Annotated in this window: 12 protein-coding genes; 6 read left to right on the plus strand and 6 right to left on the minus strand. The window is 69.0% G+C overall.

All coding sequences use genetic code 11. The features are described from left to right. The first annotated feature begins 65 nt into the window (after positions 1 to 65). Complete coding sequence (locus ACYVF6_RS38985; protein ID WP_460529368.1) at positions 66 to 1,571, plus strand: MFS transporter; 1,506 nt, start codon at positions 66 to 68, stop codon at positions 1,569 to 1,571. Positions 1,572 to 1,834: 263 nt separating this feature from the next. Further along, entirely contained in the window at positions 1,835 to 2,059 is a 225-nt protein-coding gene (locus ACYVF6_RS38990) for an arginase family protein (RefSeq protein ID WP_460529371.1), read from the plus strand. Positions 2,060 to 2,062: 3 nt separating this feature from the next. On the opposite strand, the gene ACYVF6_RS38995 is transcribed toward ACYVF6_RS38990, so the two are convergent. Next, positions 2,063 to 3,103, minus strand: coding sequence for an alpha/beta fold hydrolase (locus ACYVF6_RS38995; protein ID WP_460529374.1), 1,041 nt, complete (start codon positions 3,101 to 3,103; stop codon positions 2,063 to 2,065). An 86-nt stretch (positions 3,104 to 3,189) separates the two neighbouring features. Between ACYVF6_RS38995 and ACYVF6_RS39000 the strand changes: the two genes are divergently transcribed. The 3 genes from ACYVF6_RS39000 to ACYVF6_RS39010 all read left to right on the plus strand — a co-directional run bounded on the left by ACYVF6_RS39000 (position 3,190) and on the right by ACYVF6_RS39010 (position 6,812). After that, a complete protein-coding gene (locus ACYVF6_RS39000) occupies positions 3,190 to 3,753 on the plus strand; it encodes a TetR/AcrR family transcriptional regulator (protein ID WP_460529377.1) in 564 nt (187 codons plus the stop codon). Between the two features lie 40 nt (positions 3,754 to 3,793). Further along, entirely contained in the window at positions 3,794 to 5,854 is a 2,061-nt protein-coding gene (locus ACYVF6_RS39005; protein ID WP_460529380.1) for an amylo-alpha-1,6-glucosidase, read from the plus strand. Positions 5,855 to 6,014: 160 nt separating this feature from the next. Further along, the gene (locus ACYVF6_RS39010) at positions 6,015 to 6,812 is read left to right on the plus strand and encodes a class I SAM-dependent methyltransferase (RefSeq protein ID WP_460529383.1); all 798 of its coding nucleotides are present in this window, start codon (positions 6,015 to 6,017) and stop codon (positions 6,810 to 6,812) included. Positions 6,813 to 6,814: 2 nt separating this feature from the next. Here the strand turns inward: ACYVF6_RS39010 and ACYVF6_RS39015 are convergent, their stop codons facing one another. Continuing rightward, on the minus strand, positions 6,815 to 7,750 hold the full coding sequence (locus ACYVF6_RS39015; protein ID WP_460529386.1) for a helix-turn-helix domain-containing protein: 936 nt from the start codon (positions 7,748 to 7,750) through the stop codon (positions 6,815 to 6,817). Positions 7,751 to 7,830: 80 nt separating this feature from the next. Then, a complete protein-coding gene (locus ACYVF6_RS39020) occupies positions 7,831 to 8,073 on the minus strand; it encodes a DUF397 domain-containing protein (protein WP_460529389.1) in 243 nt (80 codons plus the stop codon). A gap of 267 nt (positions 8,074 to 8,340) precedes the next feature. Here ACYVF6_RS39020 and ACYVF6_RS39025 point away from each other — a divergent pair, with 267 nt between their 5' ends. Then, the gene (locus ACYVF6_RS39025; protein ID WP_460529392.1) at positions 8,341 to 8,595 is read left to right on the plus strand and encodes a hypothetical protein; all 255 of its coding nucleotides are present in this window, start codon (positions 8,341 to 8,343) and stop codon (positions 8,593 to 8,595) included. On the opposite strand, the gene ACYVF6_RS39030 is transcribed toward ACYVF6_RS39025, so the two are convergent. Genes ACYVF6_RS39030 through ACYVF6_RS39040 form a run of 3 tightly spaced genes read right to left on the minus strand, consistent with a single transcriptional unit; the run spans position 8,586 to position 12,804 of the window. Then, entirely contained in the window at positions 8,586 to 9,545 is a 960-nt protein-coding gene (locus tag ACYVF6_RS39030; protein ID WP_460529395.1) for a nucleoside hydrolase, read from the minus strand. The two genes, ACYVF6_RS39025 and ACYVF6_RS39030, sit on opposite strands and share 10 nt — an antisense overlap. A 43-nt stretch (positions 9,546 to 9,588) precedes the next feature. Continuing rightward, positions 9,589 to 11,766 carry an exo-alpha-sialidase gene (locus ACYVF6_RS39035; protein ID WP_460529398.1) on the minus strand — a complete coding sequence of 726 codons (2,178 nt, stop codon included), beginning with the start codon at positions 11,764 to 11,766 and terminating at the stop codon, positions 9,589 to 9,591. Positions 11,767 to 11,778: 12 nt separating this feature from the next. Then, a complete protein-coding gene (locus ACYVF6_RS39040) occupies positions 11,779 to 12,804 on the minus strand; it encodes a sialidase family protein (protein ID WP_460529400.1) in 1,026 nt (341 codons plus the stop codon). Between the last annotated feature and the right edge of the window lie 15 nt (positions 12,805 to 12,819).

Genomic DNA, 12,819 nt, shown 5'->3' on the forward strand with positions numbered 1-12,819 from the left:
GTCTGTCCGGAAACGGACTGGTTGACCAGGATCCGCCCGGGTACTGCCGCGACGGAGGTATCGCCATGACATCCTCGGCCGACCCTGCGCAAGACGCTCTCGAGCATCTGGACGACCACATTCCCACCTGGTTCTACTGGCAGCTGACGCTGCTCGCGACCATCGGCGGGTTCCTGTTCGGCTACGACACCGCGAACATCGGTTCGGTGTTGAGCTTCGTCCCGTACGAGATGAGCGATCTGGTGACCGGCTATCTGGTCGCCGGTGCGTCGTTGGGAGCGGCTGTCGGTGCGTTCCTCGCCGGGCCGTTGACCGACCGGTTCGGCCGAAAGTCGTTGCTGATCGCGGACGCGGGAATCTACGCGGTGGGTGCGATCCTGTCCGCGTTCGCCTGGAACGTCGAAGTGCTGTTGATCGCGCGGACGCTGATCGGTCTCGCGATCGGCGCCGACTCGGCGATCGCGACCGCGTACATCGCGGAGTATGCCCCGCGCCGGCGGAGGGGTGCGCTCAGCATGCTCCAGCAGTGGATGATCACGGTCGGCATCTTCATCTCCTACGTCGTCGCCGTCGTGGTGCTGTGGACGATGCCGGGCCGCGCGAGCGGTCTGGACTGGCGGCTGATCCTCGGCCTCGGTGCCGTGCCCGCCGTGTTCGCGCTCGTCCTGCGGACCCGGATGCCGGAGTCGCCGCGCTGGCTGCTGCGGCAAGAGAGATACGACGACGCGCGCAAGGCGTTCGGGATGCTGGGCATCGAAGTGTCGGAGGAGCAGGTGCACGCGAGCGCCCGCAGGCTGGAGGCCTCCGCACCACCGCCGGCGCCGGCGGGCGAACCGGCGGCCGCGGCCGCGAAGACGGGTGACAGGAGCAGCCGGTGGACCGCCGGTGTACGGCGCGCGCTCGCTGTTGTCGTCGTGTTCTTCATGTTCCAGCAGATCACCGGGATCAACGTGCCGTTCTACTACGGCCCGAAGATCGTCGGACCGTTCTTCGGCGGTGGGGGAGAGGTGGAGTCCGCGATCAAGGCGGTCGCGGTGACGGCGGTGATGAGCCTGGTGAACGTCATCGCCACCTACTTCGCGTTCCGCTTCATCGACCGGATCGGCCGGCGCAAGCTCGCACTTGGCGGCTTCGCGGGCATGGGCTTGTTCATGCTGGTCGGCGCTCTCGGCAACGGCGCGCTGGCCGGCGTGGCCCAGGTCGCGGTCGTGCTGATCGCGCTGGACCTGTTCATCGTGGCGTTCGCCATCGGCGTCGGCGGGACCGGCTGGCTGATCCAGGGGGAGTACTTCCCGACCGAGGTCCGCGGCCGGGCGGCGGCGTTCGGCGCGGTGTCGGACTGGCTGGCGAACTTCGCGCTGGTGCTGGTGTTCCCGATCCTGTTGACGGCGCTCGGTTTGTCGTGGGTGATGGTGATCTTCGCCGCGCTGTGCCTGGCTGCCGTCGCGTTCGTTGCCGCGTACGTACCGGAGACCAAGGAGCTGTCGGTCGAGGAGATCACCAGGCTGTTCGGAAGAGCCGCCGAACGCGGCGCGCTGACGCCCTCGGGCCGGGGGCAGCCGGAGAGCTGAGCGGCTGTGTCGGTGGCCGCACAACGTGAGTCAGGTCGTCGAGGTGCTGTCGGATGCGCGGGCGTCGGGCCGCGGCAGCCCATGTTGAGCCCGGATCGCCTGTGTTTCTTCGGGTTCGGTGATCCTGAGGAGGATCGGGATGGTCTGGTTCCGAGCCCTCGGTTTCCAGCCGATGCCGTCCGAGCCGATCCGCGTGGTGCGGCCCGGCAGGCGTTGGAGGCACTCTGCGCGGGTCGATTCGTCGTGCACTTCGACGTCGACGTGTGATCGATTTCTACGACCTGCCGGTTGCCGACGTTCCGCTCTACAACCGTGGGCTGACGAAGGACCAGGCGATGGCGGCGCTGTCGGAGTTCGTGACGCATCCGGGCTTCGCGGGTATGACGTTCGCCGAGTTCAATCCCGACCACGGCGAGCCCGACGGCAGCACAGCCCGTGAGCTCGCCCGCGCGCTGGCCGGTGCGCTCCAGCCGTTCGCGAAGGTCTGATGCCTATCGGTGGGCGGCCCAGAACTCCTCGAGCTCGGCGTCCAGCGCGGCACCTGCCTGCATGGGCAGCGAGTGTGTCGTACGTGGCCAGACCTTGACCCGCGCGTTCGGAATCAGCCGGGCCTTCTCGGCCGATCCCTTACCCGCAAGGGACTTGTCGCTCGCCAGCGCGACATAGGCGGGCATGGGCAACGCCCGCAACTCCGCATCGGTCAGTGGACTCGGTGTGGGCAGGTTCCCCGACTCGAAGTGCTCACTCCCGGCCGCGATCATGCGGGCGATCGGATCGTTCGGGTCCACCTCGCTGTCCTCCACGCCGCCGATCTTGTTCAGGGCATGGTCGCGCCACGACTTCGGTACGCCGGGCAGCGACGCCAGTGCCGTCCATCCGAACGCCCATGCCGGGATGGTCCCCAGCGTCATGATCGGATCCAGCACGGTGAGGCTGGCAAGTCGCTCGGGATGGCGTACGGCCACGGCAGCGGCCAGCCCGCCGCCCTGCGAGTGACCCACCAGATGCACCCGCCCGAGCTTCAACCCGGCCAGCGCCTCGTCGACCCATGTCACGTTGTCGGTCATGTCACGCAGCGGGGTGGTCTGGATCGACAAGCCGCTGTCGCCGATGGCGTCCAACGCGTACACCGTGCGGTTGGCGGCGAAGTCCGGCAGGTTGGTGCTCCACATCGGCACACCGCTCGACCTGCCGGGCAGCAACACCACGGGTACGTCGTCGGCGGCGTCGTCGTTGACCCAGACGTAGGCGCGAACCGTGCCGAACGTCGTGGAGACGTCGCGAACCTCGGTGGGCTCGGGCAAGGTCGCCAGCGCCGCGTCATACGCCGCGACGTACTTCGCGCGCCCCTCAGGAGTCCTGAAGTGGCCGACGCCGGGTCCGCTCACAGCGAGCAGCGCTACCACGGCGCTGGTCGACAACACCGCCACGCCGGCCAGGAACACCACGGGCCAACGCCGCCGCTTCCGGTTGCCCGGCGAGCCGGCCGGACTCTCAGCGATCCCGGTGTTCTCAGCGCTCGCAGCGGTCATCGAAGCCTCCCGTCAACGACCCAGCCATTGCAATACGTTCATACTGTAACAGTTAACGGTACGGCCGTACCGGATAGGCTCGTCTCGTGCCGAAGATCGTCGACCACGAGCAGCGCCGCCTCGAGATCGTGCACGCGCTCTGGCAGGTGATCGCCGCGAGCGGGATCGAAGGCGTCAGCCTGCGCGTGGTGGCGCAGGCCGCCGGGATCTCGATCGGCCGGATCCAGCACTACTTCGCCAGCCGCGAAGAGCTCGTACACACCGGTCTCGAACTGCTCATCGGCCAGGCCGAGGCCGCCTACGAGGCGACCGCGGCCGCCTCGCCGCGCGACCGCCTGCTGCACGTCCTGGTCCAGCAGGTGCCGCGCACCGAGCTGGGACGGATCGGGGTCACGGTCTGGTACGCCTACCTGGCGGCCGCGATCACCGACACCCGGATCCGCGAGATCCTCGCCGAAGCGCTCCGGGCCGGCGAGACCGAGTGCGCCGCACACGTGAGGGCGATCCGCGGTCTCGGAAGGGCGGAAGCCCGCGCCGTGGCCCGCCGGCTGCTCGCGCTGTCCGATGGTCTGACCCTGCGCGTACTGGTGCACGGCCTCGGCCCCGACGCCGCGATCGCAGCGATCCGAGCCGAAGTCGCCGCCATCTGATCCTGTCCTGATTCTGTTTGATCCTGGTTGGAGGAAACGCATGGAATCCGGTCGCCAGCCGTGGCTGCACGAGCTCGTCACGACGTTTCGCGCGCCGACGCTCGCGCTCGGCGGGACGGACGGGCAGATCCGTGCCGAGGGCGCGCAGGGTGTCATGCACGCGGACGTACGCGTGCTCTCGCTTGCCGTGCTGCGGTTCGACGGCGAGGAACCGGTGCCCGTCGGTCACGAGCTGATCGGCGCGGACTCGGCGAGGTTCACGGGCCTGCTGCCCCACCTTGGCCCACCAGGACCCGATCCGACCGTGCGCGTCGATCGGCGCCGGGTGGCCGGGCGGGGCTGGGTGGAGGAGCGGATCGAGATCAGCTCGACCGCACTCGAACCCGTCCGGGCGGTGGCGACGGTCGACGTCGCCGCCGATCTGGCGTGGCTCGACACCATCAAGTCCGGCGGTACGCAGGCGACGGTTGCCCCCACCCGTCGCGCGCCCGATGCCCTGGGCTGGAGCGACGACGGCGTCGACGTCGTACTCGAAGCAGCCGGAGCCGTCGTGGACGAGACGCGCGGCAGCTTGAGCTGGCCGGTCGACCTCGCGCCGAAAGGAACCCAGACGTTGCACTGGCGCCTGCGCGCACGAGTCGGCGGCGCTCCGGTGAGCGGGCTTCCCGACAACCGGCGCGACGCGTGGGAGCACGTCCACGTCGAGGCGGCGGACCAGCGGTTGCCTTCGCTGGTACGCCAGTCGCTGGCGGATCTCGACGCGTTGCGCATGACGCCCACCGGCGCTCCCGACGACGAGTTCATCGCCGGGGGAGCGCCGTGGTTCTGCACGCTGTTCGGCCGGGACGCGATCTGGACCGCCAGGTTCATGCTGCCGTTCGGCACCGACCTCGCGGCCGGAACGCTGCGGGCGCTCGCGTCGTTCCAGGGCACGAACGTCGTCGCCGAGACGTGCGAGCAGCCGGGGAAGATCCCGCACGAGGTGCGCAACGATCAGAGCAGAAGGCGAGGCGTCCACGGCCTGCCGCCGTTGTACTACGGGTCGATCGACGCCACCCTGCTGTGGATCTGCCTGCTCCACGACGCCTGGCGCTGGGGGCTGGCCCCCGCCGTCGTACAGGAGCTGCTGCCGAACCTGCGGCGGGCCCTGGACTGGCTGGAGCGGTTCGGCGATCTCGACGGCGACGGGTTCGTCGAGTACGTCGACGTGACCGGACGGGGATTGGCCAACCAGGGTTGGAAGGACTCCGGCGACGCGATCCGGTTCTCCGACGGCTCGCTGGCCGAACCACCGGTCGCGCTGTGCGAGGTGCAGGGCTACGCCTACGAAGCCGCGCTGCACGGTGCCGTCCTGCTGGACGCCTTCGGCCTGCCCGGCGCGGACAGCTGGCGTACGTGGGCGGCTGCGCTGGCTGAGCGGTTCCGCGAACGGTTCTGGGTGCGCGACCGAGCCGGCGCCTACCCCGCGCTCGCGCTGGACGCGGCGAAGCGTCCGGTCGACTCGCCGACCACGAACATCGGTTACCTCCTTGGCACCGGCATGCTGAACGACGCGGAGACGAGCCTGGTGGTCGATCGGGTCACCGGCCCCGCACTCGACAGCGGGTTCGGGCTGCGCACGATGGCCGCCGACGCCGGCGGCTACTCGCCACTGAGCTACCACTGTGGTTCGGTCTGGCCGCACGACAACGCGATCGTCATCCGCGCACTGGCCGCCGCGGGCCATGCCGACCGGGCGCTCGGAGCGATCGAGGGACTGCTGTCGGCCGGTGCACACTTTGGCGGCCGGCTGCCCGAGCTCTACGCCGGAGGCGATCGTTCGGCGACGCCATGGCCGGTGCCGTACCCCGCCGCGTGCCGGCCGCTGGCGCCCACCGCCGGCACGGCGGCGGCGATTGTCCAAGCCCTGTTGGGCATTCAGGCCGATGTACCCGGCAACCGGCTGCGCCTGCGCCCGATCCGTTCTCCGTACGGCCCGCTCCGCGTCGACGGACTGGTGGCCGGAACCGAGCGGTTCGGCTTGGCCGTGGACGGGACCGGTGCGCTCGGCTCGGCACCCGATCTCTCACTCGACCTCGACCTGCCGGGCGGCCGGCGTTGAGCCAAGCCGACAAGCGCGCGACGCCCTGACCGATACCTGGACGGCTGCCTCGACTACGGACGGCAACTACGGCAAGATCGAACCTGACAAGGCCAACGGCGGCTGAACACCCGTCGGTTGGTGCACGTGTTCGGCCCCACGTCGGCGAGGAGCGCTGCCCATGTCCGAGACGCAGAGCCCGGAGATCCGCACCGATATTCCACACTCCGCCCGGATCTGGAACTACTGGATGGGCGGCAAGGACAACTACGACATCGACCGCCAGATCGGCGACGCGAGCCTGCAGATCGATCCGGATATCGCCACGATGGCCGTGCAGTCCAGGCAGTTCCTGATCCGCGCGGTCCGCTTCCTCGCCAGCGAGCGCGGCATCCGGCAGTTCCTCGACATCGGAACCGGCTTGCCGACCATGCAGAACACCCACGAGGTGGCGCAGAGCGTCGCGCCCGAGGCGAAGATCGTCTACGTCGACAACGACCCGCTGGTGCTGGCGCACGCACGGGCGCTGCTGGTCAACACCACCAACGAGGGCGTGACGACCTACATCAACTCCGACTTCCACAACCCGGAGCAGATCGTCGCCGACGCCCACAACGTCCTGGACTTCACCAAGCCGATCGCCGTCATGTTCATGGGCGTGCTCGGCCACGCGCGAACCTATGAGGACATGCGCCGGATCGTGTCGACGGTGGTGGAGTCCGTTCCGTCCGGCAGCTACCTCATCCTCTGGGACGGCACCACCGACAGCCCGGCCTACGTCGCGTTGTGCGAGGAGTACGGCAAGTCCGGCGGTGTTCCGTACACGCCGCGCACGCAGGACGAGATCAGCGCCGTCTTCGACGGTCTCGACCTGGTCGACCCCGGCTTCGTGTCGATCACCGAGTGGCAGGTCGACGACACGACCGTCGGAGAGTCGCGGCCGATCTCCGCCTACGGCGCGGTCGCCAAGAAGCCCTGAGGTCAGAGCTCGGCGAGAATCGAACGCAGGAGGGCCGGCGTCTGGTCGGGCGATGCCGCCTGGACGCTGAGCCTGTCCATGACGGTGAGGTATTGCGTGGTGTCGGCCTGCTTGTCGAGGTACAGCGCGCTGGTCAGCTGCTCGAGGTAGACGACGTCCGGCAGGTCGGGCTCGTTGAACCGGACGATCGTGAACGGGCCCCCTGCCGCCGCGTGCCCGCCGACGTTGTAGGGCAGCACCTGCATGGTGATGTTGGGCCGCTCAACCATCTCGATGAGATGCTGCAGCTGTTCCTTCTGCACGTCGGTGCCGCCGATCGGCCGCCGCAGCGCGGCCTCGTCGATGACCATCCACAGCGTGAGCGGGACAGTGCGGGTGAGGGCGTTCTGCCGGCGCATCCGGAGTGCGACCCTGCGGTCGACCTCGTCCCTGGGGCTGTGCTGGTTGGCCAGCATGATGACCGCCCTGGCGTACGCGGGGGTCTGGAGCAGGCCGTGCACGAACTGCGACTCGAAGCCCCTGATCAGTGCCGCGGACTGTTCGAGACCGAGGTAGGTCTCGAACCAGCCCGGCAGCAGGTCGGTGTACTGGTGCCACCAGCCGCGTGCGTTGGCGCGTCTGGCCAGTGACAGGAACGTTTCGCGTTCGTCGGGCTGGTCGACGCCGTAGAGCGTGAGCAGGTCGGCGATGTCGCGTTCCTTGAACCCCACGCGACCGAGCTCGAGCCGGCTGATCTTCGCGGCCGAGGCACGGATGGTGTAGCCGGCCTCTTCACGGGTGACACCGCGTGACTCCCGAAGCTGGCGCAGCTGGCCGCCGAGGGCGATCCGCAGGACAGTGGGGCCGGCGTCGGCCGGATGGGTGTGTGACTCTGGCGAGAATCCTTCCCCGTGCCGACTCGGGGTCGAGGAGTCGCCGGCTGATCTCGCCGTGTTCATCGGGCTCGCTCCAGGCGTGATCCAACAGTGATGATCAATCTTGCCCTATGCCGGGCTGTTCCAGAAGACCCGACGCACGCTCAGCTTAGTAGATCGTCGAACTCGCCGTCCTTGGCGCCCGCGATGAATGCGGCGATTTCGGCCTGTGTGTAGACGAGTGACGGTCCATCGACATGCCTCGAATTGCGCATCGCAATCGAACCGTTACCCAAATCCGCCACCTCGACGCAGCTTCCGTTCGGGTTGCTGTGCTGGCTCTTGCGCCAGACGAGCCCCGAATCGTGGGGCGGAAAGGTCGAATCGTCGGGGGAATTGCTCTGCATCAGCGACTCCTGCCTATCTGCCGCGACAGGCGGAACGACACCCCGTCAACCGTTCGCCCGCGGATGTCTCCTTTGCGTTTGCACGTGCAGATTAGCATGCATGCGTGCTTGCATTTGCACGCTACGTGCGCCAGACTCGACTCTGAGCATCTAACGGACACGGTGGGCGGCCACGCGCGGGAGATGATCGGCAATGGTGCTGGTGGGAATCGTGGTCGGCATCGTGATCGGCGTCGTGATCGCCGTGTCGGCGATGAGGAGCTGGTCATGACGACAGCGGTCGATGTGCAACAAGCACTCGACGACTTGCAGCGTGCGCTCAAGGAAGCAGACCTGCCTGGCGTGGAGGTGCTCCGTAACCCGCAGCACATCGGGGTCATCAGCGACGGCGGCGACTTCGCGATCTGGGTGTCGCCCTGGGGCCGGCCGATCGTCTACAAGGTCGAAGGCGCCGTCGACTCCTATCGATGCAGCGCCACCCGTAACGTCGCGGCCCTGCTTCGCCGCCTGACTCAGCCGTAGACCCGGAACGCGGTCCGCAGGAAGTCGCGATAGACCTCGACGGACGCCCGGAGCGCGACGGTCGCGTTCGGCGGGTGCGGGCACCACGGTCTGGTGTCGACGATCAGCTCGCCCAGCGTGCGGTTTCCGGCTGTCTCGACACTCACGAAGGCTCGGACGCCTTCGGTGATGATGTCCGGCCGCAGCAGATAGGCGACGCACATCGGATCGTGAACGGGTGAGGCCACCTCGTCCGGCGTTTCGGCGGCGGCCTGGTCGTGCTGGAGACGATGGCGGATCAGCTTGGCCGCTCCCTGGGCGGCGGGCGTGCCGATCCGGTCGAGCTCGTCACAGTCGAGGCTGGACAAGGGTGCGCTGTGCGTGGCGTCGAGCGGGAAGACGACGACATCGCGGATCCCGGCGCTGAAGACCGCTTCGGCCGCTTCCGGGTCGACCCAGAGGTTGAACTCGGCGGAGGCCGTGACGTTGCCGTTGGCGTGCGCGCCGCCCATGACGACCAGCCGCGGGATCCGTTCGGCCAACCGCGGCTCAGCCGCGAGTGCGAGGGCGACGTTGGTCAGCGGGCCCGTTGCCACGAGCGTCACGTCGGCGTTGGCGTCCTCGAGGTAGGTGTCGATCAGGAACGAGACCGCTGTTCCTGGCGCGGCGGTGGAGGTCGGCTCGGGGAAGTCGAGGTGGGACTTCTGGAACTCGCTGCCCTCGTTCAGGATCGCCCGTGGGATCGGGAAGTCGAGACGCAGGAAGGGCCGGGCGGCACCGGCGTACACAGGGATGCGCGCACCGACCGAGTCGAGCACACGCAGGGTGTTGTCGGTGGTGTGCCGCAGCGAAACGTTGCCGTTGACGGTGGTGAGGGCGACCAGCTCGAGCTCGGGATGCGCCGTCGCCGCGAAGATCGCGACCGCGTCGTCGGAACCGGTGTCGCAGTCGAGGATGAACCTGGTGGGCAACGTCGGCTCCTTGTTCTACCGGGCAACGGTGAGCGAATGCAGCTTAGGACAACGGGACCACCGTGAGGTCGTCGAAGTCGTGCTGCATGCCGGTCGACTCGATACTCCACGAGCTGAACGTCACGCCCGTGTACGCCGATGCGTCGTGCCAGCGGGCCGTGGTCGCCGGGAACGTGGTTCCGTTCAGGCTCAACACCGCCGCCGAGCCCGTGGTGTCGACCGACATGGGCATCCAGGTCTCGTTCGGCGGGATCGGCGAGATGGAGCCGATCTCCTGCCAGCCCGAGGGAGTACGGGCGCGCACCTTCAGCTGCCCGGCCGTGAAGTCGGGCCGGATGTGGAACTGCCAGGCGTCGACGGGATCACCGGAAGAGTCCGTGCCGAGGATCGTCACGACCAGGCCGGCGCCGTACGCGGAGCCGGTGTACTGCAGCCCGACATGCTGCGCCGGCACTGCCGGACGAGGCAGCGTCGCGGTCGCGATCGCCTCCGGATCGTTGTCGACCAGCGTCAGGCGGCGCTTGCTCGCGACGCCCGGGATGATCGTGTCGGCGACCCAGGCGTAACGAGTGCCGGTGAAGCCGCGCGGTGCCTCGTCGACCGGATCGTTCTCGAACGTCATCAGATCCGAGGCGTAGAGCTCGAGCTCGGTGACGGCGTTCAGCTGTCCACCGTCCGGTGCCGAGATCCGCACGAAGCGAGCCCGCGTCGGCTCGAACGTGGAGTAATGCATCGCGTAGTCGACCGACCCGCGCCGCTTGACCACCGGCGCACTCCACTTGCGGCCGTCGACGGACAGCTGCACGTCGGCGTCCTGCGGTGTGCCGTAGCCCAGCATCAGCCCGAGCCTGTCCAGCGTGTACTCCCGATCCAGCTCGACCACCAGCTTCCCGCCTGGCCGCAGCGCCGCGGCCGCGTGCCGCTCGGCGCTGCCGTCGACGGCGCCCTGGATCCGGTTCTCGGGAAACGCGGGAGGGCCGGCCACGACGTCTCCGGACAGCTTCACCGATCCCGCCTTCACCTTCGTCGTCAGGTCCAGCTTGCCGGCGCCCGGCGTCGCCGTGTCGATCATCCGCGCCCACACGCGGTGCAGCTGGCCGTACTCCTTGCAGCCCCAGATGTTCGCGCACGCGTCGCCGAACAGCACGGCCTGGTTGGGGGAGACGCTGACCAGCGCGGTGTTGCCGGAGGACCCGTGGTACCGCCCTGGCTGCGTCGGGTGCGGCGGGTTGGCGAAGGCCTTGTAGTAGTCGTCCCAGACCTCGCCGGTTCCGTCCCGGCTCACCAGCACGGTGTTGTCGGGCCGGCCGTAGCTGGCCACCAGCATGCCGTTCGGCTGCAGCACCAGCGCGGGGTCGACCGACTTGTCCGGCGCACCGGCCGGCGGGCGGATCAGCTGGGGCGGCGTCCAGGTCACGCCGTCGTCGGAGGAGTACGTCTGGTAGATGCCCTCGGCACCCTCCGCCCGCAGCAGCGCGACCAGCCGCCCGTCGGTCGTGCGCGACAGCATGCTCTCGTTGCTGCCGAGTGTCGCGGTCGGAGGCAGCAACGCGGGGTTGCGTACGGACCAGGTGGCACCCTGGTCCGTGCTCTGCAGCAGGACCGTACGGTTACGGGTCTCGCCCTTGGCCACGCCGTAGACCGGCATCAGCAGCGTGCCGTCCGTCAGCACGAGGATGCCGCGGTGCACGCGGATCCAGGAGAGTTGCACCTTGTCCTGGACGAGTTTCGCGATGCCCTCGGTCCAGGTCTTGCCGAGATCGGTCGACCGCCGGATCGTCATCGCGATCGCGCCCGTCTCCGGGTCGGTCGCCGGCAGGAACTCGACGGACAGCAGCGATCCGTCGTCGAGTCGCGCGGTGCTGATGACCATGTGCGCGTCCTCGGGATAGCCGAACGTCCGCGCGCCGTTGTGCGACACCCCGAGGCCGTCGACGGAGGCCGCGGAGGCGACGTCGCGGTTGGCACCCCAGCTGACGAACACCTTGCGCCGGGTCACGCCGTCGACCACCTCGTCGGTGACGAACGCCTGCGGGAAGCCCGCCAGGAAACCCGGTCCTGGGCTGTAGACGTTCCACTCGGCGCCGAGCGAGGTGGCCGGCTGGTCCGCCGGCTTCCCGTCGGTGACGGGCGTAACCTCGGCGAGGCTGGACGAGGCGGCCGCGGTGAGCGCCACCAGGCTCGCCAGAGCCAGCCGCCAGACGGTTCTCGTACGGGACATCGGGACCCCTCCTCAGTGCTCGCGGTCGACGTAGGTGCCGACCAGCGAACGTGCGGTGTAGTCGAAGCCGAACACCAGCAGCCGTCCGGGCCCGATCTCGACCACCGACGGGTTCGCCTGGTCGTCGACGAGCGTGTCGAGCACGGGCCTGGTGGCGGCGTCAGCCACCCGCCACGGCCGCGACGGATCCTCGACGACCGCGGCCGCGGTGATCCGCCGTTCCCCGAACCGGCGACTCTGATCGCCGAACGCCACGAAGACGGCACCGTCGTGGAGCACCAGCGTGTCGGCCGATGAGGTCATCAGGTTGGTGGGCTCCAACGGACTCCACGTGACCCCGTTGTCGTGGGAGCGCGTGAGCTGCGACGGGTGGTCGTCGTGGCGGATCAGCGCCGTGACGCTGCCGTCGGGCAGCACCGTGAGCACCGGCTCGGCGGCGCCCGGTCCCGGCGTCGGCAGGAAGACCTCGCCCGCGGCCGGCCAGGTGAGCCCGCCGTCCACGCTGCGCACGACGCTCAGCCGGGAGAACGTCGCGTCGGAGGGCAGCTTGCCGTAGAGCGGCGCCAGCAACGTGCCGTCCGGTGCCTCGGCGATCCGCCCGTGGCTCGCCGCCCAGCCGGTGCCACCCGCCGCGTCCGTTCCGGACATCGCACTGCCGATCCGGAGCGGGTCGGACCAGGTACGGCCGCCGTCGTCGCTGTAAGCCACGTACGCACCGATCTCGGCGCCGATCCGCCCCGGATCCGAGGTGAACCAGTTGAGGAACACCCGGCCGGTGGAGGACTGGCTGATCATCGGGTCCCGGTCGTCGCCGGGTGAGTCGTGCACGACGCGCGGCACGCTCCAGGTCTTCGCATTGTCGCGGCTGGACGTCAGGACGAGCCGGCCGCTCGGGTCGACGTGGCTCACGCCCTCCCGCGCGAGGAGCAGGATCGTGCGCTCGGCGTCGCCGAGCCTGCAGGCGTTGGGGAAGTGGTATCGCCTGCCGGCGCCGGCCCGTGCGATGACCAGATCCGGCTGAGTTGGGTCGTGCGGCATCGGCCGGCCTTTCGG

This window comes from Flindersiella endophytica (assembly GCF_054779015.1).

Excerpts from the sequence above, each read along its gene's own strand:
- ACYVF6_RS39010 (WP_460529383.1), top strand. The coding sequence starts at position 6,015 with ATGTCCGAGACGCAGAGCCCGGAGATCCGCACCGATATTCCACACTCC.
- ACYVF6_RS39015 (WP_460529386.1), bottom strand. The coding sequence starts at position 7,750 with ATGAACACGGCGAGATCAGCCGGCGACTCCTCGACCCCGAGTCGGCAC.
- ACYVF6_RS39035 (WP_460529398.1), bottom strand. The coding sequence starts at position 11,766 with ATGTCCCGTACGAGAACCGTCTGGCGGCTGGCTCTGGCGAGCCTGGTG.
- ACYVF6_RS39025 (WP_460529392.1), top strand. The coding sequence starts at position 8,341 with ATGACGACAGCGGTCGATGTGCAACAAGCACTCGACGACTTGCAGCGT.
- ACYVF6_RS39020 (WP_460529389.1), bottom strand. The coding sequence starts at position 8,073 with ATGCAGAGCAATTCCCCCGACGATTCGACCTTTCCGCCCCACGATTCG.
- ACYVF6_RS38995 (WP_460529374.1), bottom strand. The coding sequence starts at position 3,103 with ATGACCGCTGCGAGCGCTGAGAACACCGGGATCGCTGAGAGTCCGGCC.
- ACYVF6_RS38985 (WP_460529368.1), top strand. The coding sequence starts at position 66 with ATGACATCCTCGGCCGACCCTGCGCAAGACGCTCTCGAGCATCTGGAC.
- ACYVF6_RS39040 (WP_460529400.1), bottom strand. The coding sequence starts at position 12,804 with ATGCCGCACGACCCAACTCAGCCGGATCTGGTCATCGCACGGGCCGGC.
- ACYVF6_RS39005 (WP_460529380.1), top strand. The coding sequence starts at position 3,794 with ATGGAATCCGGTCGCCAGCCGTGGCTGCACGAGCTCGTCACGACGTTT.